Source organism: Streptomyces sp. NRRL WC-3605 (assembly GCF_001509795.1).
GTDB lineage: Bacteria > Actinomycetota > Actinomycetes > Streptomycetales > Streptomycetaceae > Streptomyces > Streptomyces viridochromogenes.
Genome location: NZ_LLZN01000002.1, coordinates 48,569 through 74,337, shown reverse-complemented (window position 1 = coordinate 74,337; position 25,769 = coordinate 48,569). Strand labels below are relative to the sequence as shown.

At 73.6% G+C, this 25,769-nt stretch carries 25 protein-coding genes; 13 read left to right on the top strand and 12 right to left on the bottom strand.

Going from position 1 to position 25,769, the window contains the following annotated elements; translation table 11 throughout:
• Positions 1–52: 52 nt before the first annotated feature.
• Positions 53–877, top strand: coding sequence for a putative protein N(5)-glutamine methyltransferase (locus tag ADL34_RS02385; protein WP_062669741.1), 825 nt, complete (start codon positions 53–55; stop codon positions 875–877).
• A 4-nt stretch (positions 878–881) separates the two neighbouring features.
• On the opposite strand, the gene ADL34_RS02380 is transcribed toward ADL34_RS02385, so the two are convergent.
• On the bottom strand, positions 882–2,942 hold the full coding sequence (locus tag ADL34_RS02380) for a SpoIIE family protein phosphatase (RefSeq protein WP_107115681.1): 2,061 nt from the start codon (positions 2,940–2,942) through the stop codon (positions 882–884).
• Between the two features lie 288 nt (positions 2,943–3,230).
• Between ADL34_RS02380 and ADL34_RS02375 the strand changes: the two genes are divergently transcribed.
• From ADL34_RS02375 to ADL34_RS02360, 4 genes are all read left to right on the top strand, one after another.
• Entirely contained in the window at positions 3,231–4,103 is an 873-nt protein-coding gene (locus ADL34_RS02375; RefSeq protein WP_062669737.1) for a hypothetical protein, read from the top strand.
• A gap of 132 nt (positions 4,104–4,235) precedes the next feature.
• On the top strand, positions 4,236–4,616 hold the full coding sequence (locus tag ADL34_RS02370) for a hypothetical protein (RefSeq protein WP_062669735.1): 381 nt from the start codon (positions 4,236–4,238) through the stop codon (positions 4,614–4,616).
• Between the two features lie 213 nt (positions 4,617–4,829).
• Positions 4,830–6,845, top strand: a complete 2,016-nt coding sequence (locus tag ADL34_RS02365; protein WP_062669732.1) for an NADPH-dependent 2,4-dienoyl-CoA reductase — start codon at positions 4,830–4,832, stop codon at positions 6,843–6,845.
• Between the two features lie 31 nt (positions 6,846–6,876).
• Entirely contained in the window at positions 6,877–7,428 is a 552-nt protein-coding gene (locus tag ADL34_RS02360; RefSeq protein ID WP_062669729.1) for a PadR family transcriptional regulator, read from the top strand.
• Between the two features lie 30 nt (positions 7,429–7,458).
• Here the strand turns inward: ADL34_RS02360 and ADL34_RS02355 are convergent, their stop codons facing one another.
• Complete coding sequence (locus ADL34_RS02355; protein ID WP_062669727.1) at positions 7,459–8,001, bottom strand: hypothetical protein; 543 nt, start codon at positions 7,999–8,001, stop codon at positions 7,459–7,461.
• 198 nt (positions 8,002–8,199) lie between these two features.
• Positions 8,200–9,174: a fibronectin type III domain-containing protein gene (locus ADL34_RS02350; RefSeq protein WP_062669725.1), complete on the bottom strand. Its 975-nt coding sequence runs from the start codon at positions 9,172–9,174 to the stop codon at positions 8,200–8,202.
• 514 nt (positions 9,175–9,688) lie between these two features.
• Between ADL34_RS02350 and ADL34_RS02345 the strand changes: the two genes are divergently transcribed.
• Positions 9,689–10,384 carry a glycoside hydrolase family 75 protein gene (locus tag ADL34_RS02345; RefSeq protein WP_062669723.1) on the top strand — a complete coding sequence of 232 codons (696 nt, stop codon included), beginning with the start codon at positions 9,689–9,691 and terminating at the stop codon, positions 10,382–10,384.
• Positions 10,385–10,435: 51 nt separating this feature from the next.
• Here the strand turns inward: ADL34_RS02345 and ADL34_RS02340 are convergent, their stop codons facing one another.
• The 7 genes from ADL34_RS02340 to ADL34_RS02310 form a co-directional block, all read right to left on the bottom strand.
• Entirely contained in the window at positions 10,436–10,855 is a 420-nt protein-coding gene (locus tag ADL34_RS02340; RefSeq protein ID WP_062669721.1) for a PTS-dependent dihydroxyacetone kinase phosphotransferase subunit DhaM, read from the bottom strand.
• Positions 10,848–11,447: a dihydroxyacetone kinase subunit DhaL gene (gene dhaL, locus ADL34_RS02335; RefSeq protein WP_062669719.1), complete on the bottom strand. Its 600-nt coding sequence runs from the start codon at positions 11,445–11,447 to the stop codon at positions 10,848–10,850. The genes ADL34_RS02340 and dhaL overlap by 8 nt, the downstream gene beginning before the upstream one ends.
• Positions 11,448–11,493: 46 nt before the next feature.
• Positions 11,494–12,486, bottom strand: a complete 993-nt coding sequence (gene dhaK / locus ADL34_RS02330; protein ID WP_062669717.1) for a dihydroxyacetone kinase subunit DhaK — start codon at positions 12,484–12,486, stop codon at positions 11,494–11,496.
• Positions 12,487–12,683: 197 nt separating this feature from the next.
• Entirely contained in the window at positions 12,684–13,280 is a 597-nt protein-coding gene (locus ADL34_RS02325; protein WP_062669715.1) for an HD domain-containing protein, read from the bottom strand.
• Positions 13,281–13,329: 49 nt separating this feature from the next.
• A complete protein-coding gene (locus ADL34_RS02320) occupies positions 13,330–14,154 on the bottom strand; it encodes an enoyl-CoA hydratase/isomerase family protein (protein WP_062669713.1) in 825 nt (274 codons plus the stop codon).
• A 364-nt stretch (positions 14,155–14,518) separates the two neighbouring features.
• The gene (locus ADL34_RS02315; protein WP_062669711.1) at positions 14,519–15,211 is read right to left on the bottom strand and encodes a type 1 glutamine amidotransferase domain-containing protein; all 693 of its coding nucleotides are present in this window, start codon (positions 15,209–15,211) and stop codon (positions 14,519–14,521) included.
• 173 nt (positions 15,212–15,384) lie between these two features.
• A complete protein-coding gene (locus ADL34_RS02310; RefSeq protein ID WP_062669710.1) occupies positions 15,385–16,191 on the bottom strand; it encodes an MBL fold metallo-hydrolase in 807 nt (268 codons plus the stop codon).
• A 193-nt stretch (positions 16,192–16,384) separates the two neighbouring features.
• Here ADL34_RS02310 and ADL34_RS02305 point away from each other — a divergent pair, with 193 nt between their 5' ends.
• From ADL34_RS02305 to ADL34_RS02275, 7 genes are all read left to right on the top strand, one after another.
• A complete protein-coding gene (locus ADL34_RS02305) occupies positions 16,385–17,098 on the top strand; it encodes an NADPH-dependent F420 reductase (protein WP_062669709.1) in 714 nt (237 codons plus the stop codon).
• 158 nt (positions 17,099–17,256) lie between these two features.
• Complete coding sequence (locus ADL34_RS02300) at positions 17,257–18,021, top strand: SDR family NAD(P)-dependent oxidoreductase (protein WP_062669708.1); 765 nt, start codon at positions 17,257–17,259, stop codon at positions 18,019–18,021.
• Positions 18,022–18,207: 186 nt separating this feature from the next.
• Positions 18,208–18,927, top strand: coding sequence for an SDR family oxidoreductase (locus ADL34_RS02295; RefSeq protein ID WP_062669707.1), 720 nt, complete (start codon positions 18,208–18,210; stop codon positions 18,925–18,927).
• Positions 18,928–19,173: 246 nt separating this feature from the next.
• Positions 19,174–19,935 (top strand): HAD family hydrolase, encoded by a 762-nt coding sequence (locus tag ADL34_RS02290; protein ID WP_062669705.1) that lies wholly within the window; start codon positions 19,174–19,176, stop codon positions 19,933–19,935.
• A 23-nt stretch (positions 19,936–19,958) separates the two neighbouring features.
• A complete protein-coding gene (locus tag ADL34_RS02285; RefSeq protein WP_062669867.1) occupies positions 19,959–22,328 on the top strand; it encodes a glycoside hydrolase family 65 protein in 2,370 nt (789 codons plus the stop codon).
• Positions 22,329–22,456: 128 nt separating this feature from the next.
• On the top strand, positions 22,457–23,209 hold the full coding sequence (locus ADL34_RS02280; RefSeq protein WP_062669703.1) for an SDR family NAD(P)-dependent oxidoreductase: 753 nt from the start codon (positions 22,457–22,459) through the stop codon (positions 23,207–23,209).
• 127 nt (positions 23,210–23,336) lie between these two features.
• Positions 23,337–24,221, top strand: coding sequence for a universal stress protein (locus tag ADL34_RS02275; RefSeq protein WP_062669701.1), 885 nt, complete (start codon positions 23,337–23,339; stop codon positions 24,219–24,221).
• Positions 24,222–24,238: 17 nt separating this feature from the next.
• Here ADL34_RS02275 and ppk2 read toward each other — a convergent pair whose 3' ends face one another.
• On the bottom strand, positions 24,239–25,042 hold the full coding sequence (ppk2, locus tag ADL34_RS02270) for a polyphosphate kinase 2 (protein WP_062669699.1): 804 nt from the start codon (positions 25,040–25,042) through the stop codon (positions 24,239–24,241).
• A 308-nt stretch (positions 25,043–25,350) separates the two neighbouring features.
• Positions 25,351–25,707, bottom strand: coding sequence for a DUF6479 family protein (locus ADL34_RS02265; protein ID WP_062669697.1), 357 nt, complete (start codon positions 25,705–25,707; stop codon positions 25,351–25,353).
• Between the last annotated feature and the right edge of the window lie 62 nt (positions 25,708–25,769).

Here is a 25,769-nt window from a genome sequence, read left to right as displayed (position 1 = left end):
GGTAGGCGACCGCCAGAGCACCCTTCGGCTTCCCGAAAGGCTCTCGGCTTCCATGCCCCCTGCGTCCCCGTCTCCCGCCTCCCCCTCACCGCACACCCACGACGCCGTGGTCAGCGCCCTGCGCGCCGCAGGCTGTGTGTTCGCCGAGGACGAGGCCCGGCTCCTGCGGTCCGCCGCCGGCGGTCCCGGCGAACTCAACGCCCTGGTGGACCGGCGCGTGAGCGGTCTTCCCCTCGAACTCGTCGTCGGCTGGGCCGAGTTCGCCGGTCTGCGGGTCACCGTCACCCCCGGTGTCTTCGTCCCGCGACGCCGGACCGAGTTCCTCGTGCGGCAGGCACTCGCCCACGTCCCCGGCGCCCGCGTGGTCGTCGACCTGTGCTGCGGCTCCGGCGCGGTCGGCGCCGCCCTGGCCGCCGCGCTCGACGGGGCCGAACTGCACGCCGCGGACATCGACCCCGTCGCCGTGCGCTGCGCCCGCCGCAACGTGGCGCCCTTCGGGGGCCGCGTGCACGAGGGCGACCTGTTCGAGGCGCTGCCGGCCGGGCTGCGCGGCCGGGTCGGCATCCTCGCGGCGAACGTGCCGTACGTCCCCACCGACGAGGTGCCGCTGCTGCCCGCGGAGGCGCGTGAGCACGAACCGCTGGTCGCGCTCGACGGGGGCCCGGACGGCCTGGACGTGCTGCGCCGGGTCGCCGCCGAGGCGCCCCGCTGGCTGGCGCCGGGTGGCCGCCTGCTGATCGAGACCAGCGAGCGGCAGGCCCCCGTGGCCCTGGAGACCTTCGAGGCCAGTGGACTGTCGGCCCGCCTGCTGGTCTCCGACGAGCTGTACGCCCATGTCGTGGTCGGAGAGGTCCGCGGCGGGGCCGTCACGACCTGAGGGGTCACGCGGGCGTGAGCACCCGGGCGATCAGCAGCGCCACGTCGTCGGAGTTCTCGGGCTGGCGCAGCGTCCGCAGGAGGAGGTCGCAGCACTCCTGCAGCGGGCGCTCCGGGCCGTCCAGGAGGGCGAGGAGCGCGTCGAGGCGTTCGTCCAGCGGATGCTGGCGGGTCTCCACCAGGCCGTCGGTGTAGAAGACCAGCCGGTCGCCGGGTGCGAGGTCGACCGTCGTCGTGGCGAAGGCGACGCCGCCCACGCCGAGCGGCGCACCCGTCGGCAGTTCCAGCAGCTCGGGGGGCCGGCCGGGGCGGACGCGGACGGGGGGCAGGTGCCCGGCGTTGGCGATGCGGCACTGCCGCAGCTCCGGGTCGTGGACGGCGTACACGCAGGTCGCGATGGAGTGGTCCAGACCGTCGGTGATCCTGTCGAGGTGCTCCAGGAGCCGGGTCGGTTCCAGGTCGAGGGAGGTCAGGGTGTGCGTGGCGGTGCGCAGCCGGCCCATGGTGGTGGCCGCCTCGATGCCGCTGCCCATGACGTCGCCGACGACGAGCGCCGTCTTGGCCCCCTCCAGCGGGATGACGTCGAACCAGTCGCCGCCCACCTCGGCACCGGCGCCGGCCGGCTGGTAGCGGGAGGCGACCTCCAGGCCGCCGGTGACCGGCGGATGGGTGGGCAGCATGCTGCGCTGGAGGGTCAGGGCCGTGTCGCGGGCGTTCTGGTACCAGCGGGCGTTGTCGATCTGGATCGCCGCACGGGCGGCCAGCTCCCGGGCGAGCAGCAGGTCGTCGTCGCTGAACGGCAGCGGGTTGTGGATGCGCTTGAGGTCCAGGGCGCCGAGGACCTCGCCGCGCGCGATCAGCGGCACCGCCAGATAGGAGTGCAGGCCCGCACGGCCGAGCCGGCGGGCGGCCTCGGGGGAGCGGGCGATGCGCGGCAGGTCCTCCTCGCGGACGTGCGCCACCATCACCGGCGTGCCCGTGCGCACGCACTCGGTGACGAGGCGGTCCGGCCCGTAGCGGGCGATGTGCCCGGGGGGATCCGCGGCCTGGAGCGCGCCGGTGTCGTGCGCCGAGCGGACGGCCAGGGCGCGGATCACCGCCGCCTGGGCGGGACCGAGGGTGCTGCGCCTGCCCTGCACGACGGCGTCCAGCAGGTCCACCGCGGCCACGTCGGCCAGTTCGGGTACGGCGACGTCCGCGAGCTCGCCGGCCGTGCGGTCCAGCTCCAGGGTCGTACCGATGCGGGTGGACGCGTCGGCGATGAGCGCGAGCCGGCGCCGTGCCGTCTCCGCCGCGACCGCGGCCTGGTGCTGCTCGGTGATGTCGACCGCCATCCCGGCGACTCCGAGCACCGTCCCGGTGGTGTCCTCGAGCCGGTACAGCGAGACCGCCCAGAAGTGGTCCACGTCGGGGTGGGCCTGGGTACGGGCCACGACCCGCCGGTCGACGACCGGCTCGCCGGTCCGCAGCACCGCGCGCAGTGCCGCCTCCACGGCCTGGGCCGCCTCGGTGTCCGGCATCAGCTCGTGCGGCATGTGGCCGAGGTGCGCCTCGGCGGGGAGGCCGTTCAGCTCGGCCAGCGCGGGGTTGACGGAGACGTAGCGCAGGTCGGTGTCGAGGACGGCCAGGCCGACCGGCGCCTGGGCGATGGTGCGGGTGGACAGCGCCACGTCCCGCTCGACCTGGCGGACGGCCGACTGGTCGGCGCACAGGCCGAGGGCGTAGACGTCGCCCTGGTCGTCCAGGAGCCGCATGTTGCGGAACTCGACCAGGCGGGTGCTGCCGTCCTTGCGGCGGATCGGGAAGGCGCCCGCCCAGCCCTCGCCGGTCTCCATCACGTCGGCGAAGAGCTTGACGACCAGGTCCAGGTGCTGCTCGTGGACCATGATCCGGGCGGCGTACTCACCGAGCGCCTCGCGGGCCGGATAGCCGAACAGCTCTTCGGCCTGGGGGCTCCAGAGCACGATGCGGCCCTGGATGTCCAGTACGACGGAGGCCACCCCGAGCACGTCGAGGAGCCCGCTCGGGCGTACCGGGCCCCGCACCGGCTCGTCGCGCCCGACCATGGGACGTTCGCCTGGAGACATCCCACGCACCGCCTTCGCCGTAGTCGCGGCACGTCGTTCCCCCGTGCCGACTCCCCTTGTTCTACCGCGTCCAACCGTTTCCGGGCCCTCTCGGTCGCCCACCTCCACCATGTCTCGACACGGCGGCGGGTGTGGCGTGAAACCACACGTGGGGGCGCCGCTGTGGCGGACACGACAGCACACATGGCTGTCATTGGTCTGTACATGACCATGTGGGGCGGCCACACTGTCCGCCGACGCGCACCCACCCCCCAAGGAGTCGCCGCCATGGCCCAGCGTGCCCGGCACCGTTGCCATGCCTTCGTGACGGGCCTCGTGGCCCTCGCCTCGGCCGCCGTCCTGTCCGCCGCCACGCCCGCGCAGGCGGCCGACACCTGGACGGAGGTGGGCTCCGACCGCGCCGAGCCGCTCACCGAGAGCCAGGGCCTGGCCTCCGTCGAGGTCCCGGCGAGCAGCCCCAACCGCTACACCGGCATCGGCACCATCCCCCTGTCGGTCAGAACCCGCGGCTGGAGCCACGTGGGTGACCCCGACGCGTCCTACGACGGCTACTACATCGAGCCCTACCAGGCGGACTCGGGCTCCGCGAAGATGTTCCGGGTCCATGCGCCGAACGGCGGCTGGTCCGAGTACGTCCACGCGCTGGGCCCGGGCGAGGCGCTGAACAACTCCTTCGTCGCGATCTCCCCGAGCGGCCAGTGGATGGTGTCCGGCGAGTGGGGGACCATGACCCGCCTGCTCGTCCACCCGACACCCGGCCTCAACCCGTCCACGTCCCCCTCGGCGAACCTGCCCTGGACCTCCAGCATCCGGCTCGACCGCCCGGTCCGCGACGTGCAGGGCTGCGACTTCCGCGACGCGACGACCCTGCTGTGCTCGTCCGACGACCCCGACGGCAGCCTCTTCGGAACCACCAAGCCGCTGCTCCAGATCGACCTCTCCGCCGCGCCGGGCGCCTCGGACGTGACGGGCCGGGTCACCGCCCTGCGTCAGCTCCCGCTGCGCAGCTCCTGTTCGGGCTCCTTCGAGACGGAGGGCATCGACTACGACCGCCGCACCGGCACCCTGCGCGTCATCGTCATCTCGCCCGGGTTCTGTGTGCTGACGGACAGCAAGACGTACCGGTTCACCAGGGGCTGAGCCGCGTCCGAGGGGTCGCCGGGGCGTCCTCGCCGGTAGTGCGCCGGCACGTGTGGTGCTTTTCTTGGGTTGGGGTCCGGTTCCGCGGGCTACCCGTGGCACCGCGGTGTGGCCACGAGAGGAGCGATCACGATGGATCGTGAACGACTGCACGACGAAGCTGTGTCCGTCGAGATCAGCGGATGCGACAAGGACGACGCCCGGATCGTCTTCGAGGCGCTGTCCACATGCTTCGAGTCCGACCGGGCACCGGACGAGGTGCCGCAGCAGCTCCACGAGTCCCGGCCCATGGTGTGGCTCGGCACGTTCGAGGTGACGGACGCGCAGGAGTGCCCGCCCCCGGCCCGGCTCTCGTCACGTGTCGAGGCGGACGCGCAGGGGGGCTACTGGGCCATCGAACGGCTCCGGACCACCCTGGACTCCCTGTTCACCGTCCACGACCAGACGTCGGCCTCCGGCGACCAGGAGCGTGAACTCCACGTGGTCCTGGAGAGCAGGCCCGACGCGTCGTAGGAGCGCCCGCCCGCCCGTCGAACCGAAGGAAGCCCGCGTACCGCCGGTACGCGGGCTTTCGCGTGCGGGGCCGGGGCTTCCGGCGTGCCGGGCCCGGTCGCACGGGCCGCCCGTGGCCGGAGTCACGCTCCTCTGGTTGTGCAACTAGTTGCATAACCCGGGCGCGGTCCTCTACAACTACGTCAGACCACACCGCGACGGAGGACCGCCCCCATGAGCCGTTACCCGCATCTGCTGAGCCCGCTGGACCTGGGCTTCACCACGCTGCCCAACCGTGTCCTCATGGGCTCCATGCACGTCGGCCTGGAAGAGGCCGAGCGCGGCTTCGAGCGCATGGCGGCGTTCTACGCGGAACGGGCGCGCGGCGGCGTCGGCCTCATCGTGACCGGCGGCATCGCGCCCAATGACGAGGGCCGGCCCTACGAGGGCGGCGCCAAGCTCACCACCGACGCGGAGGCCGAGCAGCACAAGGTCGTCACCGAGGCCGTCCACCGAGAGGGCGGCCGGATCGCGATGCAGATCCTGCACTTCGGCCGGTACGCCTACCACCAGGACCTGGTCGCCCCGAGCCCCCTCCAGGCGCCGATCAGCCCGTTCCCGCCCCGCGAGCTCACAGAGGCGGACATCGAGCGGACCATCGAGGACTACGCCCGCACCGCCCGCCTCGCCCGGCAGGCCGGCTACGACGGCGTGGAGATCATGGGCTCCGAGGGCTATCTGATCAACGAGTTCATCGCCACCCGGACCAACCACCGCACCGACCGCTGGGGCGGCGCGTACGAGAACCGGATGCGCTTCCCGGTCGAGATCGTGCGCCGGGTGCGCGAGGCCGTCGGCGAGGACTTCATCATCGTCTACCGGCTGTCCATGCTCGACCTCGTCCCCGGCGGCTCCACGCTGGACGAGGTGATCACCCTCGCCAAGGCCGTCGAGGCCGCCGGGGCGACCATCATCAACACCGGCATCGGCTGGCACGAGGCCCGCATCCCCACCATCGCCACGTCCGTGCCGCGCGGCGCGTACACCTGGGTCACCAAGCGCCTGATGGGCGAGGTGTCGGTCCCACTGGTCACCACCAACCGCATCAACACCCCCGAGCTGGCCGAGGAGTTGCTGGCCGACGGCTGCGCGGACATGGTGTCGATGGCCCGCCCCATGCTCGCCGACCCCGACTTCGTGGCGAAGGCCGCGGCCGGCCGCCCCGAGGCCATCAACACCTGCATCGGCTGCAACCAGGCCTGCCTCGACCACACCTTCAGCGGCAAGATCACCTCCTGCCTGGTCAACCCGCGCGCCTGCCACGAGACCGAGCTGACGCTCTCCCCGACCCGGCTGCGCAAGCGCGTCGCGGTCGTCGGCGCCGGGCCCGCCGGCCTGGCCTGCGCGGTGAGCGCGGCCGAACGCGGCCACGACGTCACGCTGTTCGACGGCGCCGACGAGATCGGCGGCCAGCTGAACGTCGCCCGCAAGGTCCCCGGCAAGCAGGAGTTCGACGAGACGCTGCGCTACTACCGCCACCAGCTCGACTGGCAGGGCGTCGACGTGCGCCTGGGCACCTGGGTCTCCGTGGACGACCTCGCCGGCTACGACGAGGTCGTCGTCGCCACCGGCGTCACCCCGCGCGTCCCGGACATCCCGGGCGTGGACCACCCCAGCGTCGTCGGCTACCTCGACGTCCTGCGCGAGGAGGCCACGGTCGGCGAACGCGTCGCCGTCCTCGGCGCGGGCGGCATCGGCTTCGACGTCGCCGAGTTCCTCACCGACGGCGGCGACAAGGCCAGCGAGGACCCCGAGACGTACTTCCGGCTCTGGGGCGTCGACATGGACTACGCGGCCCCCGGCGGCCTCGCCGCCCCCGAGCGCCCCGAACCGCCGCGCACCGTGCACCTGCTCCAGCGCAAGACCAGCAAGGTCGGCGCGGGCCTCGGGAAGACGACCGGCTGGATCCACCGCACCGAGCTGAAGCACCGCGGTGTCACCATGGTCCCGGGCGTGCGCTACGACCGCATCGACGACGCCGGACTGCACCTCACCGTCGGCGACGAGAGCACGGTCCTGGAGGTCGACACCGTCGTGCTCTGCACCGGCCAGGAGCCGCGCCGCGACCTGTACGAGGCGCTGGTCGCCGCGGGCCGCAGCGCGCACCTGATCGGCGGCGCGGACGTCGCCGCCGAACTCGACGCCAAGCGGGCCATCAAGCAGGGCACGGAGCTGGCGGCGAGCCTGTAGGAGCGGATGCGGCCGTCCCTAGGATGACCCCATGTCACTCCCGCACGCGATCCTCACCGCCCTCCTCGAGAAGCCGTCGTCGGGGCTGGAGCTGACCCGTCGCTTCGACAAGTCGATCGGCTACTTCTGGTCGGCGACGCATCAGCAGATCTACCGCGAGCTGGGGCGGCTGGAGAGCGGCGGGCTGATCCGGACCCTGCCGTCCGAACAGCCCGCGCGCGGGCAGAGGAAGAGCTACGAGGTCCTGCCCGCGGGCCGCGAGGAACTGGCCCGCTGGACCGCGGCGTCCCAGGACCCGCGGCCCATGCGGGACACGCTGCTGCTGCGGATGCGTGCCGCGGCGGTCGTGGGGACCGAGGGCATCGAGGCGGACCTGCGCCGCCACCTCGATCTGCACCGGCGTCAGCTCGCCGAGTACGAGGAGATCGAGAAGCGCGACTTCCCGCCCGGCAAGGACAGCTCCCAGGACCGGCTGCGGCACCTCGTGCTGCGGGCCGGCATCGACCTGGAGACCTTCTGGACGCGGTGGCTCACGCACGCGCTGGAGGAGTTCCCGGACTTGCCCGGCCCCGGGACCGCGTGAGTCCGGGGCCGTGCGGGCGGCGGGTGGACGTCAGAGGTGGCCCGGACGCGACGACCGGCGGCGCAGGAACCAGACGGCCCCCCCGACACCCGCGCCGACCAGGACACCGCCGCCCACCATGGTGAGCGTGCCGTAGTCGCGGCTGCCGCCGCCCATCCCGCCCATCACCCCCCGCGAGGGGGAGGGCGAGGTCGTCGCCGAGATCGTGGGCCGGGCGGTCGGGGAGACTATGACCGCCTGGGTGCCCGCCCTCGTCCCGTCCGAGCAGATGACGATGACGGTGAAGGTGCCGGCGCTCACGTCCGACCACGCCGCAGACTGCAGGGCCTCCGTGCCGGTCAGGGAGACCCGGCGGCCCTGCGAGAAGTTCGACTGCCGGCTGTTGAGCAGCGAGGCGGTGCCCCAACTGCCGTTCGACCGGGTGCAGGCACTGGTCGTGACGGAGACCGTGGAGCCGGTGGTGCTCACGGAGATCCCCGATTGTGCGGTGGCCGGGACGGCGGCCGCGAACAGGGGAAGTGCGGAGGCGGCTGCCACGGTCAGGCCCGAGCGGAAGAGCGAGGAGTTGCGCATGAGATGCCCTCCGGCGGCACGGTCGGCGGTACGTCCGTTGCGCCGCCGTAGTCGGGAACGCCCGTGCTGCCTCAGGTGCAGCCAACGCGTACCGGGACGGGTGCGCATGCGGGCGTCGGCCGGTCAGGTGACACGGCACCGCGTTCGGGGGACCGGCGGCCGGAACCGGTTTGGCGCACGGCCGGCTCCGGTGGACCGTCACGGCCCGGTCGTCACGGTCCGCTCCGCCGAGAACCCGCCCCAGGTGCCGTCCGGCAGCATGGCCCGGATCCGCACCCGGTGCCGCACCCCGGCCTCCGGGCCCAGGTAGAAGCTGTACGTGGCCTTCCCGCGCGGGGGGTTCCCGCCGAACACGAGCGAGGTGGCCGCCCGCCCGTCGAGCTGGACCTGGTACTCGGTGACGGTGCCCTCGGTGCGCGGCGGTGTCCAGCTCAGATGGAGGTGGTACGCCCCGTCCGCGCGCCGGGTCGTGGCCCGGAAGTCCGTCGGCGCGGTGCCCCGGCCGTCGTCGGTGCCCGGCGTCGCCAGGCGCACGGCGGCCGACGCCGGGGACAGGTTGTCGGCCGCGTCCCGCGCCCGCACCGTGAAGGAGTACCGGGTGCCGGGCCGCAGCCCCGTGACCACGGTGGCCGTCTGGTTCCCGCCCACGCTGTGGATCTTCGTGGCGCCCTGGTAGACGTCGTACGACACCACGCCTCTGTCGTCGGTCGCCCGCGTCCAGGACAGCTGGACGGCCCGGCTGCCGACCGCCCGTCCGGCGGCCCGTCCGGGACGGCCGGGTGCCGCCCGGTCCGCGGCGACGGCCGCGGGGGTGGTCGCCCGGACCGTCCGGCTCGGCGGCCCGAGCCGCCCGTCCTCGTCCCGGGCCCGCACGGTGAACGCGTAGCCGTGGGAGGGCTCCAGCCGGGTGATGTCGGCCATGTGCGCGGAGGCCGGCACCTCCGCGGCCTTCGTGCCGTCCCGGTACACCTCGTAGCCGCGGATCCCGCCGGCGTCTCGCGCCGCCACGGCGTTCCACATCACGTGGACACTGGTCGCGCTGCCCGCCCGGGCCGTGACCCCGGTCGGTGCCGCGGGCAGGCGGGCGCCCTCGTCGCCGGGCCCTCCCCGGCCGCAGGACACGAGCAGGAGACCGGCGCAGACGGCGGGGACGAGGGCGGACAGGCGTCGCACGGCTCTGCCTCCCGGAGGGGACCGACGGCAATGGTCCGGACCAATATGACCTGCTGACGCGCTCACATCAAGAGTGCGGTGCGGAGGGGTGGCCGCTGGAGACCGGTGCGGGGCGTTCCGTATGCTGAAGGTCCTCATGGCTGAACTTCCCTCGAGGGCTCGGGAGTTCATGCCCACGGCGTGGGGCCGCTGTCGTCGCTGATCCCGCGCCGGACGCGGGTGGCCCGGGGCCTGGGTCCGTCAGGGAGTCAGGCCCCGGCCACCGGCGGGGGCCCCGGGGGGGGCCCGCGGGGGGGCCGGCCCCCGGCCGGGGGGGGGGGCCGGGGCCCTCCCGCCGTGTCGTCGCCGCCGGTGTGCACCGTACGGACCCCTCTGGTGGCAGCATGATCGGACGGCCGCCAGATTGGGCTGAGTGTTCGCCGGTGCCCACGCGGTGCACAGTGCGTGACCGCCGGGCCCCTCCCCGGGTCGCCGGTGGACGCGTGTCCGTGTCCCCGACGTGAGGCCCCCCATCGTGCGATCGCATGCGCTGACGCTGGCCGCGGCAGGAGCCGCCCTGCTCGCCCCGACGAGCCCGCCGACCCCGCCGCCACCCGCCCCCGAGGAGCCGGCCGTCAGCCAGGACGCCGACGTCAGCGCCGCCGAACTGCTGGCCAAGGTCGCCACGTGCACCCAGGTTTCCCGGGGCCGCTACCGCACCGACAGCGGCCGCCCCGCCGCCGTCCCCGTCTGCGGGACCAAGGAGGCGGTGTTCTGGAAGGCCGACATGGACATCGACTGCGACGGCCGCCCCACCGCCCGGTGCAGCAGCCGTACGGATCCGCACTTCTCCTCCGCCACCGCGTTCACGCAGTCCGACGGCCGCCATCTCAGTGCCGAGCGGCTGCCCTACATCGTGGTGCCCACCCCGAGCGCCATATGGGACTACAAGGCCCACGGCGTCCGCGGCGGCTCCCTGGCCGCCGTCGTGTACCAGGGGCGGGTGCGCTACGCGGTCGTCGGTGACGTCGGCCCGAGCGACATCATCGGCGAGGCGTCGTACGCCGCCGCCGAGGCGCTCGGCATCCCCGCCGACCCCCGTGCCGGGGGCGCCCCCTCCGGCGTCACCTACATCGTCTTCAAGGACGAGGTGGTCAAACCCATCGAGGACGCGGCCGAGGCCGTACGGGCCGGGGAACGGGCCGCCAGGAAGTTCACCCGGGGACAGTGACGGACCCGGGGCCCGCCACCGGCCGTCACCCGCCCCACCGCCCCCGCCCGCTCACACCTTGCGGTACGTGTACGCGTCCGCCGCCGCGGCCTCCACCGCCGCGAGGTCGGCGCCCGTCGCCGCCGTCACGACCGCGGCCACCGCGCCCTCCACGAACGGCGCGTCCACCAGCCGGGTGTTCTCCGGCAGTTCGTCGCCCTCGGCCAGCAGGGCCTTGACGGTGAGGACCGCGCTCCCCAGATCGGTGAGGACGGCGACCCCGGCACCCCGGTCCACCGAAGCCGCCGCGGCGGCGATCAGCTCGGCGCTCGTGCCCAGCTCACCGCCCTCGGTACCGCCCGCCGGCGCCACGGGCACCTCGGTCCCGCCGCCCGCCAGCCCTCGCGCCAGCTCGGCCACCGAGGCGGCCACCTGCGCGCTGTGCGAGACCAGCACGATGCCGACCAGCCGTCCTTCCTTCGCGTCACTCATCGGACGCCTCCACGAGGGCCTCGACGAGCAGGGCCGAGGAGGTGGCGCCGGGGTCCTGGTGCCCGATGCTCCGCTCCCCGAGATAGCTGGCCCGCCCCTTGCGCGCCTGCAACGGGGTCGTCGCCACGGCACCCTCCCGCGCGGCCGTCGCCGCGGCGGCGAAGCCGTCGCCCAGCGCCTCCACGGCGGGCACCAGGGCGTCGATCATGGTGGCGTCGCCCGGCGCGGCGCCCCCGAGCGTCATGACCGCGTCCACCCCGGTGCGCAGGGCCTGCGCGAACTGCTCGGCGTCGACCTCCGCCGCCTCGCCCAGGGCCTTGCCGGTGCGGCGCAGCAGCGTGCCGTACAGCGGCCCCGACGCGCCGCCCACCGTGGAGATGAGCTGCCGCCCGGCCAGGATCAGGACCGCGCCGGGCGTCCGCGGCTGCTCCTTCTCCAGGGCGGCGGTGACGGCGGCGAACCCGCGCTGCAGATTGCTGCCGTGGTCGGCGTCGCCGATGGGGGAGTCGAGGGCGGTGAGGTGTTCCGCCTCGCGGTCCACGGAGGCGGCGGCCGCCGTCATCCAACGGCGGAAGAAGTCGGCGTCGAGCACTTGATCTCCTTGCGTGGCGGGTGGCTCGTGTTCGTGCGGCCCCGGATCACATACCCCAGCGCAGGCCCGGTGTACTGACCGGCGCGTCCCACAGCCGCAGCATCTCCTCGTCGACCTGGCACAGGGTGACCGAGGCGCCGGCCATGTCCAGCGAGGTGACGTAGTTGCCCACCAGCGTGCGCGCGACCGCGACCCCGCGCTCGGCGAGCACCCGCTGCACCTCGGCGTTGAAGCCGTACAGCTCCAGCAGCGGTGTCGCGCCCATGCCGTTGACCAGGACGAGCACCGGGTTGCGCGGAGACATGTCGTCCAGGACGGCGCCGACCGCGAAGTCCGCGATCTCGCCCGAGGTCATCATGGCCCGCCGCTCCCGGCCGGGCTCGCCGTGGATGCCGATGCCCAGCTCCAGCTCGCCCGCCGGCAGGTCGAAGGTGGGGCTGCCCTTGGCCGGTGTGGTGACCGCGCTCAGGGCGACACCGAAGCTGCGCGCGTTCTCGTTGACCTGCCGCCCGATCGCCTCCACCCGCTGCAGCGGCTGGCCCTCGTCGGCCGCGGCCCCGGCGATCTTCTCGACGAACAGGGTCGCGCCCGTGCCGCGCCGCCCTGCCGTGTAGAGGCTGTCGGTCACCGCGACGTCGTCGTTGACCAGTACCTTCGCGACCTGGATGCCCTCGTCCTCGGCGAGTTCGGCGGCCATGTCGAAGTTGAGGACGTCGCCCGTGTAGTTCTTCACGATGAAGAGCACGCCGGCCCCGCTGTCCACGGCGGCCGCCGCCCGCACCATCTGGTCCGGCACGGGAGAGGTGAAGACCTCGCCGGGACAGGCCGCCGACAGCATGCCGGGTCCGACGAACCCGCCGTGCAGCGGCTCGTGTCCCGATCCGCCGCCGGACACCAGCCCGACCTTGCCCGCGACGGGGGCGTCCCGCCGGACGATCACCCGGTTCTCCACGTCGACGATCAGTTCCGGGTGGGCGGCGGCCATCCCCCGCAGCGCGTCCGCGACCACGGTCTCCGCGACGTTGATCAGCATCTTCATGGGTACCTCCCGGGTAGCTCTCACAGGTGGCCAGGCGACCTGTGTCGGTGCTGTTCAGAGTGGGTACGGGCCAACGATCGCACGCGGGGCGCCGAGAAGTCCCGCTGTCGGAAGTATCGGTCCTGCGGGAGCGCGGGTCACCTGGACGGGCGTGCCGGTGTCCCGGAGGAGGCGAGCCGCGGGACCGGATCGGCGGGTCAGAAGGCCGGGTCCGCCTCCGGGCCGGCCCGGTGCGCGGCGAGCAGCCCGCCCGGCCAGCTGGACGGCGGGGCCTTCTCCGGCTGCCGGAGCGCCTGCGCGACCACCGCGCCGCTCAGCACGGCTTCGACGTCCATACGCGGGAAGGCGGCGAGGGCTGCCTTCAGGGCCTCCTCGTCGCCGGGCGGGATCAGGTCGGTATGGCCGAAGTCGGCCAGGACGCCCTCCCGGACGAGGCGGGGCAGGAGACCCATCCGCTCGGCGATCCCGGGCGACGTGTGCAGGGCGATCGCCTCCCACACGCTCTGGACGAGCGGCCGCGGCCAGTCGTGCTCCGCCAGGAACGCGCGCGCCGCGTCCGCGCCCTCCACCTCGAACCGCTGCGGCCCGTCGTAGACGTCGGCCGTGCCCGCGTCGTGGAACAGGCAGGCCACGGCGAGGGCTTCGCGTTCGAGTCCGTCGACACCCTGCGGCCGGCCGATGTGGTCGGCGAGCAGCCACACCCGGACGCTGTGCTGGAGGACGGGCGGGGCGAGCACCTCGCTCACGTGCGTGTACGCGGCGTCCGCCACGGCTCCCGGGAAGGTGATCCGCATGGCGCGACCTCCTGTTCATCGTGAGGCGAGGCGTGGACGGGGAAGTCTCTCAGGACGATGGTCCCAGGTGCCGCCCCAGGTCGCGTTCGGCACCGTCCGGCCGCTGCAGCCCGGCGTCGAACAGCCGCTTGACGCGAGCGCTGTTCTCCGGACGCCCCGAGGTCCGGAAGAAGGCGGCCAGAGCCGCTGCGAACTCCTCGGCGGGCGGCTCGGTGACCGCGTCGACCAGGGCCTTCGCCTCCCGCACCGCGACCTTGTCGAAACCGGCGACACGGCGCGCGAAGGCGTCCACGAAGCCCTCCAGCCGGTCCTCCGGCACCACGCGGTTGACATAGCCGTACTCGGCCGCGAGGTCGGCGGGGAAGTCGTCGGCCCCCAGCAGGACCTCCAGGGCGCGTCCCCGTCCGAGCAGCCGGGACAGCCGCCCGGTGGGGTTCCCGCCGGGCACCGAGCCGATGCCGACCTCGAAGTGCCCGAGGACGGCACCCGGACCGGCGAACCGTACGTCGGTCGCCAGCACGAACTCGCTCCCGGCCCCCCGCGTGCGGCCGGCGATCTCGCTGACGGTGAGGGCGGGGACCCGCGCCAGCCGGTACAGGTTGTCGGCGTAGGGGTGCAGTCCGGCGGCGGCCGGGCTCATGGCGGCCACCCGCGCGGTGTCGGCCAGCAGGTCCCAGTGCGCCATGAAGAAGCCCGGACGGGCGCTGCGGAAGACGACGACCGTGAGGTCGGGGGCCTCTTCGATACGGGTGATCAGCTCCGTGAGCTGTTCGAGGGTGTCTGCGTCGATCAGGTTGATCGCTCCGTTGGAGAAGGTCACCTGCCAGTAGGACGGGCTGACCTCCCGGACGGCGAACTGCTCGGCGGCGCTCATGATCCGGTCCTTCGTGAGGGGGGCATCGCTCGTGACTGTGCCCGGCCGGGGCACCGCGCCCACACGACCGCACCCGCCCGGGTGACCGGTCAGTCGCCCGCGGCGATGCGCTCCAGGGCCCGGGCGGCGGCGGCGACGTCACAGCCCTCGAGGCCCGGAGCACCGGCGACTGCGCCTCCAGGCGTTTGACCACGCGGGTCACTCCGCTCAGGGAGAGCCCGCACATCCGGGCCAGATCGCTCATCCGCAGACGGTTCTCCGGGGCCTCGGACAGATGCACCAGCACAACGGGCCGCATGTCGCGGCCCGCTGACCGGCACCCCGCCGTGGAGGAGCTTCCCGGCGACCCTTCCCGGTCACAGCACTAGAGGACCTTCAGCAGCTCCGCCGCGAGCGCCGCCGCCGACGCGGGGTTCTGCCCCGTGTAGAGGTTGCGGTCCACCACCGTGTACGGCTTCCACATCTCGCCGCGCACGAAGTCCACGCCGAGCACCTTCAGTTCGTCCTCCAGGAGCCACCGCGCCCGGGAGGCCAGCCCGACGCCCTCCTCCTCGTCGTTGGTGAACGCGGTCAGCCGGTAGCCCGCGAAGGGGGAGACGCCGTGCAGCCTGGTGGCGAGCATGGCGGCCGGGGCGTGGCAGACGACGGCCAGCGGCCTGCCCGAGGCGAGGGCCGCGGTCAGCAGCCGTCCCGCGTCGGGGTCCTCCCAGAGGTCCTCCATCGGGCCGTGGCCGCCCGGGAAGTAGACGGCGTCGTAGTCCTCCAGCCGCGCGGAGGACAGCAGAAGCGGCCGCCGCATCTCCTCCGCGGAGCGGATGATCCCCTCGAGTTCGAGCGCGGTCTCCGCGCTGCCGGCCATGTCGGGGCGCAGGCTCATCATGTCGACGGTCGGGACCACGCCGCGCGGGGTGGCCACCGTGACCTGGTGTCCGGCGTCCGTGAACGCCTTGTAGGGGGCGGCGAACTCCTCGGCCCAGTAGCCGGTGGCATGCCTGGTGCCGTCCTTGAGCGTCCAGTACGCGGCCCCGGTCATCACGAAAAGCAGCTTCGCGCTCATGGTCACTCCCGTCGTCGCGGCGTGCTGTGAAAGGGGGCGCTCGCCACGCCTGCGCACGGAGCCATGACCGCGTTCCCCACGGCCCCATGCTGCTCCCGATCCCCTCGGGGCGCACCCGCGGACACCCGATGCCCCTGGTGGGGCACCCCCAACCGCCCCCGGGGCGGCGGCGGTCAGGGGCGCAGATCCACCCAGGATCCGTGCGGCGCGGTCCGCAGCAGCGAGGACAGGCCCGCCTCGTGGAAGGCCAGCTCCAGGTCGGTGAACCCCTCGGAGAAGTGGGCCCAGCCGTCGTAGTGGGCCGGCACGACCACGTCGGCTCCCAGGACGGCCGCCGCGGCGGCGGCCCGCCGGCTGTCGAGGGACAGCGGACGCCCGTCGTACTTGGCCGGCACCCGGGCCGCTCCGGCGTGCAGCAGGGCGGCGGCGATGTCCGGGACGCGGCGGGAGATCTCCGCCACGACCCGGATCGAGGCGTTGTCGCCGCTGACGTACAGGGTGGGCAGCCCCCTGCCGGACACGACGAAGCCGGTGACCTCGCAGTTGACGTTTCCGTCGGCGTCGCGTTCGGCGTCCTCGGGGCCGTGCGTCGCGGGCACCGCCAGCACCGTGAGGTCGCCCTCGCCGTCGGCGCGAGGAAGGGAGTGGCTGGTCCAGGGGGCGAGGCCGAGCGCGGGCGAGCCGAGCCGGGCGGCGGTGACGGGCCCCGTCAGGACCAGCGGGGCGGTCAGCGCGAACGCGCGGCCCCGCTCGTCGAGGTTGTCCGGGTGCAGATCGTGGCTGACCAGGACGAGGTCCACCGGGCCCACCGCGTCCTCGGCCCGGGCCGGCCCCGCCGTCTTGGTCAGGTATCCGTGCGGGCCCGCCTCGTCGAAGGTCGGGTCGCTCACGATCCGCAGGCCGCCCATGTCGATGACGGCGGTCGGTCCGCCGAGGACGGTGACGGCGCAGTCCTGGCGAGCGAGTGGCGTGGTCGTCATGGCGACTCCGTCCGATGGTCGGGCACATGGTGCCGAGAGCGTGCGTGGGAGGAAAACGATCGTGATGTCACGGAATCTACGGCACCACCGGCGGGGCGTGGGTCAAGTATGCTGAGTGATACTTGACGTGTCAATCAAAACGGCGGCCGTGCGCCCGCGCTTGCCGGCCCGGACCGAAAGGAAGGACAGCCCGATGGGCACGGACATACGCACGATCGGCATCCTCGGCGCCGGCAGGCTCGGCACCGCACTGGCCCGGCTCGCCCTCGCCGCGGGCCACCGGGTGCTGATCGCGGGCTCGGGCGAGCCCGCCGCGATCGCCCTCACCGTGGACCTCCTCGCCCCCGGCGCGGTCCCGGTCACCGCCGCCGAGGCCGCCGCTGCCGCCGACGTGGTGATCCTCGCCCTGCCCCTGGGCCGGTACCGGGACCTCCCGGTGGAGGCGCTGCGGGGCAGGCTGGTGGTCGACGCCATGAACCACTGGTGGGAGACCGACGGCGTGCGCGTGGAGTTCGCCGACCCGCGCCGCTCCACCAGCGAACTGGTCCAGGCGTTCCTGCCGGACGCGCGCGTGGTCAAGGCGTTCAACCACGTGGGCTACCGCGACCTGGAGGGCGGGGCCCGGCCCGCAGGCGCCGCCGACCGCACGGCGATCGCCCTCGCCGGCGACCGCCCCGAGGACCGGTCGGTCGTGGCCCGGCTGGTCCGGAGTCTCGGCTTCGACCCGGTGGTGGCCGGGACCCTCGTCGACGGCGTGCGGCTCCAGCCGGGCACCGAACCGTTCGGCGCGTACGTCGGCGCCGGTGAACTGCGCGCCATGCTCGACCGGTTCCCGCGGACCGAGCTGGGCCGCGCCGTCAGCCGGGTCCGCGCGGCGGCCCCGACGGCGTCCGGCGAGGCGGCCTGAGAGGCGGCCTGAGAAGGCGGGTTGCCCGGGAATGGATCGGCGCCGGGTGTGGTTGAGGAGAATGCTTGACGAGTCAAGCAAAATGCGAGGCCTCAGAGCCCCGCCCCCACCGCGTGGCGCACCCCCGCTCCACGCGCCTCACACTCAGGAGCAGTGCCATGGGAACACTCGACGGCAAGGTGGCGCTCATCACCGGCACCGCGGGCGGCATGGGCCGGGTCGCGGCCCAGATCTTCGCCCGCGAAGGCGCCCGTATCGTCGGCGCCGACATCCAGGTCGCCGCCAACGAGGAGACGGCCGGACTCGTCCGCCGCGCGGGCGGTGAGATGACGGGCATCGCCCCGGTCGACCTCACCGACGCGGACGCGGTGCGCCGGCTCGCCGAGGAGGCGGCCGCGGCGTACGGCGGACTCGACGTGATCTACAACAACGCGGCCATGCAGCGCTTCGGCCCGATGCCCGACTTCTCGGTGGAGGACTGGCACGCGACCGTCGCCGGGGAACTCGACATTCCCTTCCTGGTGTCGAAGTTCACCTGGCCGCACCTGGTCAGGCGCGGCGGCGGCGTCATCATCAACGTCGCCTCGGAAGCCGGTCTCATCGCCGGTGCCACCCCTCCGATGGTCGCCCACACCGCCGCCAACGCCGGTGTCATCGGCATGACCCGGCAGCTCGCGCTGGAGGGGGCACCGCACGGCATCCGCGCGGTGGCCATCAGCCCCGGACCCGTGCTCACCCCGGCCAGCGACCGCGACCTCGGCGACAACCAGGCCGCCCGGGACGCGATCACCGCCAAGACGCTCCTCAAGCGGTTCGCCCGCCCCGAGGAGATCGTCGAACTCGCCGCGTTCCTCGCCTCGGACCGGGCAAGCTACATCACCGGCGCCGACTACCCCGTAGACGGCGGCGCGAGCGCCTGGTGACCCGCGCGGTTTCCGTGCCCGGGACGGTGACGACCCGTTCCGGGCACGGGGCCGCGGGGCGCGTCCGGTGTCAAGTGGTGGCGATTGGTCAGGCGATATAGCTTCGGAGGACCGCCACGGGGCGGCCGACCGCAGCGTGAGCGACCGGTCGTCGGCCCCCGGACCACCTGCCGGGAAGGTACGCGCATGAAGGTGGAAGGGTCTGTCGCGTTCGTCACCGGAGCCAACCGCGGGCTCGGCGAGCAGTTCGTCCGGGCACTGCTCGACGCCGGAGCCGCCAAGGTCTACGCCGGGGCCCGTGATCCCGCGAAGATCACCGTGCCGGAGGCCGAACCCGTCGCCGTGGACATCACCGACCACGCGTCGGTCCTCGCCGCCGCCGACCTCGCCCAGGACGTCACCCTGCTGATCAACAACGCCGGCTCCACGACCCGGGCGCACATCCTCACCACGGAACTCGACTCGTTCCGCACGGAGTTCGAGACCCATGTGCTCGGCACGCTCGCCATGAGCCGGGCCTTCGCCCCCGTGCTCGGGCGCAACGGCGGCGGTGCCCTCGTCAACGTCCTGTCCGTGCTGTCCTGGTTGTCCATCGTCCCCAGCGCCGGATACGCCGCCGCGAAGTCCGCCGAGTGGTCGGTGACGAACGCCCTGCGGCTGGCCCTCGCGGACCAGGGGACCCAGGTCACCGCCCTGCACGTCAGCTATCTCGCCACGGACATGGCGGCCGCCGTGCCCGGCCCGAAGGCCGACCCCGCCGTGGTGGCCCGCGCGACCCTGGAGGGCGTCGGCGCCGGGCTGCACGAGGTGGTCGCCGACGACGTCAGCCGGCGCGTGCAGGGCGTGCTGTCCCAGGGGACCGAGGCCCTGTACCCGCAGCTGAGCGGCGGATCGTCCCTGCTGTGACCCCACTCTGTCCGCCGCGCGGGACGTTCGGCCCATGGGGGGCACGGTGGTGACAGGGCGAGGATCGGCGGGTACCCATGAGCGGATCCCGCCGGACGCGGGACCGCCGTGACAGGGAGGTGAGGAGGCCGTGGACCTCACGATCCGCGACGCCGGCCCGGCAGGCCACCACCCGGACGGCCCACCGGCACCGCTTCCCCCGGCGGCCCGCCCGTTCCCGCCCCTCATCCGTCCAGGGCACCGGCCGTGACCGCCCCCGCGCCCGAAGGGTCCCTCGCTCCCGTCCTGCGGGGCGTGGCCGCCGTCGTCTTCGACACCGACGGGGTGATCACCGACTCCGCCAAGGTGCACGCGGCGGCGTGGAAGGTGGCCTTCGACGACTACCTGCGCGCGCACCCGCCCGCCGACCCCGCGGCGCGCCGCCCCTTCGACGTACGGGACGACTACCTGCGCCACGTGGACGGCAGATCCCGGCTCGACGGGGCCGCCGCATTCCTCGCCGCGCGCGGTGTCGACGCCACCCCCGAGACCGTGCGGGACGTCGCCGCGGCCAAGGAGCGCCTGTTCACCGACCGGCTCCGGGAGCAGGGCGTCGACGCCTACCCGGGGACCGTGCGGCTGGTGCGGGAGCTGCGGGCGGCGGGAGTGCCCCGGGCCGCCGCCTCCGCGTCCCGGCACGCCGGGGAACTGCTGAGCCGGGCCGGGGTGCTCGACCTGTTCGACGCCCTCGTGGACGGCGGCGAGGCGGCCCGGCTGGGCCTCGCGGGCAAGCCGGCACCCGACCTGTTCCTGGAGGCGGCCGGCCGGCTCGGCGTGCCCGCCGGACGGGCCGCCGTCGTCGAGGACGCCCTGGCCGGCGTGGAGGCGGGACGGCGCGGCGGCTTCGCCCTGGTCGTCGGCGTGGACCGGGCGGCCGGGGAGGACACCGCCGCGCGCCTGCTGCGGCACGGCGCCGACATCGTCGTACGCGACCTCGGGGAACTGTGCGTGGGAGGAGAGCCGAAGTGACGGACGTGGGCCGCGACGCCGAGGTGGACGGCTGGAGCTGGGAGTACGAGGGGTACAAGGCCGCCGACGAGCGGCTGCGGGAGTCCCTGTGCACGCTCGGCAACGGCTACTTCGCCACCCGGGGCGCGCTCCCCGAGTGCGACGCCGACGACGTCCACTACCCGGGGACCTATGTGGCGGGCATCTACAACCGCCTCACCTCGGAGGTCTCGGGCCGCGAGGTCGAGAACGAGGACATGGTCAACGTCCCCAACTGGCTTCCACTGCGCTACCGCCTGCCCGAGGGGGACTGGATCGACCCCGACTCCGCGGACGTGCTGGAGCACCGGCAGGGCCTCGACCTGGCCGCGGGCGTGCTGGAGCGCACCACCCGGTACAGCCTCGGCGGCGGACGCATCCTGACCGTGCGTCAGCGGCGGCTGGTGCACATGGCCGACCCCCATGTCGCCGCGCTGCGCACCTGGTTCACCGCCGAGGGCCTCACCGGACCGCTGGAGGTGGAGGCGGCCCTGGACGGGGGAGTGACCAACGCGGGCGTCCCGCGCTACCGGGACCTCGACGGCCGGCACCTCACCCACGTGCACACCGGCACCTCCGCCCCGGACGCGGTCTGGCTGCGCTGCCGCACCCGTACGTCCGACGTGCGGATCGGCCTCGCCGCCCGGCTCACCGCCGACGCCCCCGTCACGGTCCGCTGGGAGACCTCCCGGATCGTCCAGTGCGTCACCCTCGACCTCGCGCCCGGCCGCCCCGCCACCGTCGACAAGACCGTCGCCCTGCACACCTCCCACGACCCCGCCATCAGCGACCCCCTGCACGCCGCCGTCGACCGCGTCGCCCGCGCGCCCGGATTCGACACGCTGACCGGCACCCACCGCGTCGCCTGGGGCCAGCTGTGGCGCCGCGCCGAACTCGACGTGCCCGGCGAACCCGGCCGCGTCCTGCGGCTGCACCTCTTCCACGTCCTGCAGACCCTCTCCCCGCACACCGCCGACCTCGACGTCGGCGTGCCCGCGCGCGGTCTGCACGGCGAGGCCTACCGCGGCCACGTCTTCTGGGACGAGCTGTTCGTCCTGCCCTTCCTCAACCTGCACTTCCCGGAGGTCTCCCGCGCCCTGCTGCACTACCGCCACCGGCGCCTCGAACAGGCCTGCACCACCGCGGCGCGGGCCGGCCGGCGCGGCGCGATGTACCCGTGGCAGAGCGGCAGCGACGGACGCGAGGAGACCCAGCAGCTGCACCTCAACCCGCGCTCCGGGCGCTGGCTGCCCGACCACTCCTGGCTCCAGCACCACGTCGGCTCGGCCATCGCGTACAACGTCTGGCAGTACTGCGAGGCCAGCGGCGACACGGACTTCCTGCACACCAAGGGCGCCGAGACGCTGCTCCAGATCGCGCGTTTCTGGGCGGACAGGGCCGAGTACGACGACGCCCTGGGCCGGCACCGCATCAAGGGCGTCGTCGGACCCGACGAGTACCACGAGGCCTACCCGGACGCCGACAGCCCCGGGCTCGACGACAACGCGTACACGAACGTCACCGCCGCCTGGGTGCTCGCCCGCACCCTCGACCTCATGGACACCCTGCCCGAGCCGCGCCGCCGCGAACTCGTCGAGCGGACCGCCCTGGACGGCGGGGAGCTGGAACGCTGGCAGGAGGTCTCCCGCACCCTGCACCTCCCCTTCCACGACGGGGTCATCAGCCAGTTCGAGGGCTACGGCGAGCTGTCCGAGCTGGACTGGCACGGCTACCGGCAGCGGTACGGCGACATCCGGCGGCTCGACCGGATCCTGGAGGCGGAGGGCGACACCGTCAACCGCTACAAGGCGTCCAAGCAGGCCGACGTCCTGATGCTCGGCTACCTGTTCTCACCGTCCGAACTGGGCGCGCTGTTCCGCCGGCTGGGGCACCGGCTGGACGAGGGCGTGTGGCGGCGCACCGTCGAGTACTACCTGCACCGCACCAGTCACGGCTCCACCCTCAGCGGCCTCGTGCACGGCTGGGTGCTCGCCCGGTGCCGGCGCAGCGACGCGTGGACGTTCGTCCAGGAGGCCCTCCAGGGCGACATCGCCGACGTGCAGGGCGGCACCACCGGCGAGGGCATCCACCTGGGCGCCATGGCCGGCACCCTCGACCTCGTCCAGCGCGGCCTGACCGGCCTGGAGACCCGCGACGGCGCCCTGCGCCTGGACCCGGTACCGCTGCCCGAGCTGTCCTCGTACGGCTTCTCGCTGCGCTACCAGGGGAACTGGGGCGTACGGCTGCGTCTCGAACGCGGACTGCTGGAGATCACGGTGCCGTCCTCCGACATCTCGCCGATCACCTTCCGGCTGCCGGACCGCGAGGTCTCCGTCGAGCCCGGTGACACGGCCCGGCTGGTCCTCCCCGGCTGACCGGGTCGAGCAGTACTTGCGCAAGCAAGCATCTGATATTATTGCTTGAGCAAGCAAATATGGACGTGGTCGACGAGGATTCGGCGTTCCGTGTCCATCGATATCACCGCACAGCCGGAGGTACTGACATGAATCGTCTCGAAGGGCGCGCAGCACTGGTCACAGGCTCGACGAGCGGGATCGGGCGCGGTGTCGCTGAGGCGATGGCCCGTGAGGGTGCCGTCGTCGTCGTGACCGGACTCGGGGCGGAGGACGGCGCCCGGGTGGTCGACGGAATCGTCGCGGAGGGCGGCATCGCCCACTTCGTCGAGGCGGACCTCTCCGCGGGCGGCTCCGAGATCCGCCGCCTCGCACAGGAGGCGACGGCCCTGGCGGGCCGGCCGATCGACGTTCTGGTCAACAACGCGGCCTACCTCGTGCCGCCCCACCCCATGACCGAATCGACCGAGGAGCAGATCGACCGGGTACTGGAGGTCAACATCAAGGCTCCGTATCTCCTGACGGCAGCCCTGGTGCCCGGCATGGTGGAGAACGGCGGCGGCTCCGTGATCAACATGGGCTCGATCGGCGGCGTGGAGGGAATCAGGTTCACGTCGCTGTACGGCGCCAGCAAGGCCGCCCTGCACTCGCTGACGAGGTCGTGGGCAGCGGAGCTGGCCGCCGACGGGGTGCGGGTGAACACCGTCGCACCCGGACCCACCATGACGGAGTCGAACGACGAACTCCGCCCCATGCTGGAGAAGATCGCCGAGAGCAACCCGGACAGGCGCACGGGCAGCGTGCAGGACACCGCCGCAGCCGTGATCTTCCTCGCCGGTGAAGACGCGTCACACATCCACGGTGTGCTCCTGCCCGTCGACGGCGGAGCCCTCGCGGTCTGAGGACAGGCCGGCCCGACGCGCCGGCGCCGGCCGGCCTCCGGATCGGCGGCTTCCTCGTAGCCGTGCGGGACACCGGCCGCGGGGCGACCCTGGAAGGGCGGGGAAGCGGCCCGGAAAGGGGACGACCATGGACGAGGCCGGCCCGGTCGTGGTGGGTGTGGACGGGTCGCCGTCGAGCCTCACGGCGGTGGAGACCGCCGCCCGCGAGGCCCGCGCGCACGGTGTCGCCCTGCGGGTGGTGCACGCCTTCGGCAGGCCGCCCGCGCGCATACCGGCCGGCGGCCGCCCCTGGGAGCCCGCCTCGGCGGCCGGGGTGCCCCAGCTCATCGACGGCACGCTCGGCGAGGCCGAGCAGCGTGCCCACGCGGCGGCCCCCGGCGTCCAGGCCGACCACGAGGTCGTCGTCGGCGACCCCGTGGAGGTGCTGGAGATCGAGTCGCGCACCGCGTCCATGATCGTCGTCGGCAGCCGGGGCCTGGGCCGCTTCGGCACCCTGCTGGTGGGGTCCACCGCAGGACAGCTCGCCGCCCACGCCTCCTGCCCGGTCCTCGTGGTGCGCGGCGACCCCCGCCAGGCCGGACCGGTCCTGCTCGCCGTCGACGGCTCGCCCGCCGCCCGCGGCGCCGTCGAGTTCGCCTTCTCCCAGGCGTCCCGGCACGGCACGGACCTGGTGGCACTGCACGTGTGGAGCAACCGGACCGAGCGCGCCTACGCCTCACCGGCCGACCCGCCCTTCGTCACGTACGACGAGGGGCGGCTGCACGACGAGGAGGAGCGGGTGCTCGCCGAGGCCCTCGGCGGCATGGGGGACCTCTATCCGGACGTGCGGGTCGAGCGCCGGCTGGTGCGCGGCCGGGTCCGGCACACCCTGATCGAGGCGGGCGCGGACGCCGGGCTCCTCGTGGTCGGCGCCCGCGGCCGGGGCGGCTTCACCGGACTGCTCCTGGGCTCGGTCAGCCAGGCCGTCCTCCACCACGCGCCCTGCCCGGTCGCCGTCGTCCGTACGCACTAGGGGGTGTCTGACGATTCCTAGAGCCCGGCGGCGTGGTCCGGGACGTAGGTGCGCAGCTCGCGCGGCGGGCGCTGGTAGCCGGTCGACTCCGGCCGCTCGGGCAGCTCGAAGACCGGCGGGGGGACGTCGCCGTAGGGCACGGACTGCAGCAGGTGGGCGATCATGTTCACCCGGGCCCGCCGCTTGTCGTCGCTCTCCACGACGTACCAGGGGGCCTCGGTGATGTCGGTGTGGACCATCATCTCGTCCTTGGCCCGGGAGTAGTCCTCCCAGCGGCTGATCGACTCCAGGTCCATCGGGGACAGCTTCCAGCGGCGCAGCGGGTCCTCCAGACGCCGCCGGAAGCGCTCCTGCTGCTCCTCGTCGCTCACCGAGAACCAGTACTTGCGCAGCAGGACGCCGTCCTCCACCAGCATCCGCTCGAACAGCGGGCACTGGCGCAGGAAGAGCTGGTACTCCTCCTTGGTGCAGAACCCCATGACGTGCTCGACGCCCGCGCGGTTGTACCAGCTGCGGTCGAACAGCACGATCTCACCGGCCGCCGGTAGATGCTCGATGTACCGCTGGAAGTACCACTGGGTGCGCTGGCGCTCGGTCGGCCGGGGCAGCGCCGCGATCCGGGCCACCCGGGGGTTGAGATGCTCCGTGACGCGCTTGATGGTGCCGCCCTTGCCCGCCGCGTCCCGGCCCTCGAAGACCACGACCAGCCGGGCTCCCTCGGCGCGCACCCACTCCTGGAGCCTCACCAGCTCCGTCTGCAGCCGCAGCAGCTCCTTCTCGTACGTCTTGCGCGGCAGTTTCCCCGTCTTGTCGCCGGACATGGCGTCTCCCCACTACCCGATCCCGGACACCGGAACTGCACCGTACTGACCGGGGTCGCCGGGCGCACGCCGGGCACGCCCGGTGCGGTGCACGACGACGGCGCGGACCCCGGGTGTACCGGAGGTCCGCGCCGTCGCGACGGACTGTCATGCGCGATCGCCCTCCGGGCGGCCCCGCCGGCCGGGCGTGCCGTGCGGCGGAGGCCCGAAGGGCTGCGGCGTGGTGACGGGCGACACCGGGGACCCCGCGCAGCTGTCGGGGCGCGGGGCGCCCGGCACACCCGTGTCCGGCGCGGACGGGACGGGCGTCAGCCCGAGCCGCCGCTGCCGAAAGAGCCGCTGCGGCCCTCGTCCCACCGGGGCCGCCCCTCGACGTCGCTGCCGCGGGAGGAGACGTTGCCGCTCCCGGGCATCTCGTGCGGGGTCAGGCGCTGGTCGCTGCGGGGCACCTCGTCGGGCTCGCGGTTCTCCCGGATCTCGTGGACCGGGCCGTCCGCGGGCAGCCGGGGCTGTTCCTCGGGGCGGGGGCGGGGAGGTTCCCTGCGCTTGGAGCGCACCCCCAGGGCGAAGGCGCCGATGAGCAGCACCACGAGCACCAGGCCGACCACGGCCAGTCCGATACCCAGGGCACCCGATGCGGCGATGTCCGTCGATGCGATGTTCATGGCCCGCGTGTACCCCCGGAACCCCGGGTGAACCAGGCCGCCGCCGATGCCGGGCGTGGGTT